8 protein-coding genes are annotated in these 3,493 nt (G+C 31.8%); all 8 read right to left on the bottom strand.

What is annotated here, in order from left to right; all coding sequences use genetic code 11:
- Positions 1 to 180 (bottom strand): hypothetical protein (locus GH664_RS22050; RefSeq protein WP_228111673.1); only part of this gene is annotated, 180 nt, incomplete at its 3' end.
- Positions 181 to 198: 18 nt separating this feature from the next.
- Entirely contained in the window at positions 199 to 417 is a 219-nt protein-coding gene (locus GH664_RS22045; protein WP_153163768.1) for a hypothetical protein, read from the bottom strand.
- Between the two features lie 45 nt (positions 418 to 462).
- On the bottom strand, positions 463 to 1,008 hold the full coding sequence (locus GH664_RS22040; protein WP_153170249.1) for a hypothetical protein: 546 nt from the start codon (positions 1,006 to 1,008) through the stop codon (positions 463 to 465).
- A gap of 406 nt (positions 1,009 to 1,414) precedes the next feature.
- A complete protein-coding gene (locus GH664_RS22035; RefSeq protein ID WP_153170248.1) occupies positions 1,415 to 1,822 on the bottom strand; it encodes a hypothetical protein in 408 nt (135 codons plus the stop codon).
- Positions 1,823 to 1,987: 165 nt separating this feature from the next.
- The gene (locus GH664_RS22030; protein ID WP_153163820.1) at positions 1,988 to 2,227 is read right to left on the bottom strand and encodes a hypothetical protein; all 240 of its coding nucleotides are present in this window, start codon (positions 2,225 to 2,227) and stop codon (positions 1,988 to 1,990) included.
- 51 nt (positions 2,228 to 2,278) lie between these two features.
- The gene (locus GH664_RS22025; RefSeq protein WP_153170247.1) at positions 2,279 to 2,806 is read right to left on the bottom strand and encodes a hypothetical protein; all 528 of its coding nucleotides are present in this window, start codon (positions 2,804 to 2,806) and stop codon (positions 2,279 to 2,281) included.
- The gene (locus GH664_RS22020; protein ID WP_153163812.1) at positions 2,803 to 3,144 is read right to left on the bottom strand and encodes a hypothetical protein; all 342 of its coding nucleotides are present in this window, start codon (positions 3,142 to 3,144) and stop codon (positions 2,803 to 2,805) included. Before GH664_RS22020 ends, GH664_RS22025 begins: the two co-directional genes overlap by 4 nt.
- A 2-nt stretch (positions 3,145 to 3,146) precedes the next feature.
- Complete coding sequence (locus GH664_RS22015; protein ID WP_153163813.1) at positions 3,147 to 3,464, bottom strand: hypothetical protein; 318 nt, start codon at positions 3,462 to 3,464, stop codon at positions 3,147 to 3,149.
- Positions 3,465 to 3,493 lie beyond the last annotated feature (29 nt).

Below are 3,493 nucleotides of genomic sequence, written 5' to 3'. Positions count from 1 at the left end.
ATCATAAGGGTCTACACCTATTATATATAATCCAGCTGTTGCATCTTTAGCAGGATGTTCCCATATAACTATTGAACCAGTAGGATCATCATCTTTACCAAGTGGATACTTAGTAACATCACCGTGTTTCTTAGGTATCCATTTGATATTACCAGACTCATCAAATATTAAATCACCCACTTGTTTATGATTCTATAACTAAGTATTAGTACGAATAAGTCCTAATTGCTCCTGTAATTCTTTCTTAGGAAATATATTACCGTTAAATTCTAGCATTGCTTCTTGTGGAGTAATAGGACGCTCTGCAACATAACGGTCTATAGCTGTAGTATTAGTAGCTGTACTTATTACCTTTCTACGTTCATCTAATATAAATTCAAGGGAAGGTTTAGTAATAGTATTACCATCATCATCCATGTATATTCTATTACCATCATCATCTCTAGTATCTAGATTAGTATACTATGGAACAAAGAATCCACACAATTTATCTGTAGGTGTACTATCCCATATGTTCTCAAATCCTAAACAATTGTATCCATCTGGATTATAGAACATATCTTTCATAGTTTCAAATGCAGAGCCTTCGTCACCACCAGTTCCCCATACAATCATAGTACCAAACGCTACACCGTCTTGTTCTACAGATGGTCTAGCAATTTGCCACGCAGCACCTAATTCTGAGAATGAACCTCCTTCTTCAAATAGAATTAATTTGGCACGTTTACCACGTACTACATCAGGATTATCTTTCAAAGTAACGCCAATAATTTCTGATTTATAACCCATTTCTACTTCATTGCCAAATTCATCTTTAGTCCAGAATCCAGCTCGTTTACGCATAGTACTGTTAACAGATCGTTTCTTACCCCAAGCTGTATTCTTATCTATAAAGTCCATATAGTCCCAAGCTTTAGTAAGGATACCATCTTCTGTAAGATACTGTTTATTAGAAGCATATATATATGTTTTGCTATTAGGTATCAAATAATAATTACGACATGCCATAGCTCCACCTTTGTAACTATATCCTTTACGGCGTGATTTAAGTAAACATATGTGTTTTCCTTTATCTTCTGCTTCTTGTACTGCCTAGAAGTAGAAATAGTCATAATCATAGAAATCAGGGAATGTTACTACACTATCTCTTTTTACTTTAGTTTCTCCATTAGGTAATTTAGTAACAGTGTTAACTATACGTTGCATTGGACAAAAATTAATATAAAAATAGTTATACCCAGTGATGTAATCTCCATCCTCTGCGGTATAACCATTAATGCAACGATCTTTCTATTCGTCCCAGTATGTATAATATTCAGTAGTACCAATTGGGTACTAACAATAAGCTCCGGTCTTTAAGAATGTTAAAGCCGGAGTTCTAAACTTATCACTATTTATTATTTTCTTCTAGAAGTCAATCATAATTCTTTTTATAGTGTAATTTTCTATGACAATTAGAACACAATACTATACATTTTTCTATTTCTAATTTTACTTTATTTAGATTCTCATTTTTTATTAAGCTGGATACATCTCTTACTTTATTATTTATATGATGAAAATCTAAACATGCTATATCTTTTTCACCACACATGGAACAGCCTTTTTGTTTGATATTATTGATATACTGTTTTATTAAATGTCTTTTCCTTTTAGAACTATCACGATATTTTGTTTTATTATTGTAATAATATTTTAAACATCTTTTTCTATGACATTCTTTACAATAAGAAGTGTATCCATCTTTCTTAGTATTGTTTCTAACAAATTCACATATAGGTTTTTCTAATCCGCATTCTGTACATATTTTTTCCATATTCAAAAAATTTATGCGCATCTCTAACCTACGCTATTAGTCCCCCTGCTCAGATCCGACTGAGTACTCCAGTTTTAGAGACTAGTGTATTAACCACATATACTACAGGGGAGTATGTCAGGGAATATTTAATGTCTGTCCCTGTCAGACCTCTCTATCAGTTCAACGAGATTATTTCTTAAACAAACTCTTTAGCCAATGAATAGTACGCTTAATAATACCTTTCTTCTTAGGTTCAGCTACTGCTTCTTTCTTATATTCTTCAACCAAAGATTCACCTGCTTCTTTAAGATAAGCATCTGCTTTTCGTTTGTTATCAATTTCTTTTTCAAGCACATCACAAATTTCTTCAGTGCTATTGCATTTTGTTAAATCAAGTACTTTCTTCATAGTTTCTTTATTTATATTCATATAACGTACTCATTAATTTATTGTTATAAACTTGTGTATAATTTGCACAAATTAAGCTAATTCATAAGGATTAATCTGAGCATCTCCACGTACTTTAGTAGTACTAACTTCTTCAGCTTTAACTGCTTTTTCGAGGAAATCTAGTGTCTGAAAAGTAGCTTTTACTTTTTCCATACCAGCTAATAGATCTTTAATCTTCTTTTCATCCAGTTGCTCTTCTAGAGAATCTTCGTAATACTTACTAATAGTATCTACTTTGTTTCTCATACTATCCAGCATCCTCAGATTCCTAGTGTATATTAGCTTCTTATAATCATCTTCACAGGACTTCTCTTCTACTGTAAGCTTATAATCTTCATTACCAAAGTATAACTGCTTAAGCTTCTTTTCTCTGATATCTGGTTCTAGCTGAAGTACATATGGAGATTTAAAATACCACATAAGTACTATATAACTTATTACATTTGTAGCTTGTTGTTTATCTGGCTTATCAGCCTCCCACAACTTTTTAAAGAACGGGAGACCTAAAGCATCAGGGTGTATTACTACTTTACCACCGTTTATATCAAATAGTTTCATCGTATGGGTTTACAACAATCATAGCATAATCCTTCGTTATTAATTTCGCTTTGCTTACTAGCTTCATATTTTTCTAGTCTTACAAAGTAATCTTCAAATAATTTTCCCGGTACTAAAAAATATTCTGTTTTATTGTATCTATCTTCAATACCATAAAAACTGATTATTATATCTCCAGGTTTAGCTGTATATTTATGTTCACCATTAATATATACTTCGCTCTCTTCTTTTATACAATATGCATTTCTAAGAAGGCTGTTAGACCCCAATGGTGCTGGATTCAAATTGTTATCTAATTCAATAGGATAACATTCATTACTTATTAAAACTTTCTTCATAATTACTCAATTACTTCTTCAACACTAGGTTCAAAATTCTCTGGCATGAATTCTTCAGGATGCTGAGCTCTATATTCTTCTTCTGCTTTAGTATTAGTAATAGCGTCTAATAGTTGATAGAATTTCAATTCTACCGCTTCTTGTTGTTCAGCAGGAATCTGATTAGTGATTAATTTATTCATTAACTCCTTCATTACATCCTCTGTGAATTCTCCTTGGACAATATCGGTCTTATATCTACTATCACCGATAACCACTTCTATAAAACTTCCAACCCCTGATGCACTTACTGGAGTAATTGTAATATTTAAATTTTCCATAATTATTCTTTTACTTCTTTAATTTCATT

Origin of the sequence: Thauera sp. 2A1 (assembly GCF_009469595.2) — a bacterium.
GTDB lineage: Bacteria > Pseudomonadota > Gammaproteobacteria > Burkholderiales > Rhodocyclaceae > Thauera.
The sequence above is the reverse complement of the archived record's forward strand: the minus strand, read 5'-3'. Positions and strand labels throughout refer to the sequence as shown.

Coding starts and splice junctions, on each gene's coding strand:
- GH664_RS22045 (WP_153163768.1), bottom strand. CDS start 417: ATGGATGATGATGGTAATACTATTACTAAACCTTCCCTTGAATTTATA.
- GH664_RS22040 (WP_153170249.1), bottom strand. CDS start 1,008: ATGGCATGTCGTAATTATTATTTGATACCTAATAGCAAAACATATATA.
- GH664_RS22030 (WP_153163820.1), bottom strand. CDS start 2,227: ATGAATATAAATAAAGAAACTATGAAGAAAGTACTTGATTTAACAAAA.
- GH664_RS22025 (WP_153170247.1), bottom strand. CDS start 2,806: ATGAAACTATTTGATATAAACGGTGGTAAAGTAGTAATACACCCTGAT.
- GH664_RS22020 (WP_153163812.1), bottom strand. CDS start 3,144: ATGAAGAAAGTTTTAATAAGTAATGAATGTTATCCTATTGAATTAGAT.
- GH664_RS22015 (WP_153163813.1), bottom strand. CDS start 3,464: ATGGAAAATTTAAATATTACAATTACTCCAGTAAGTGCATCAGGGGTT.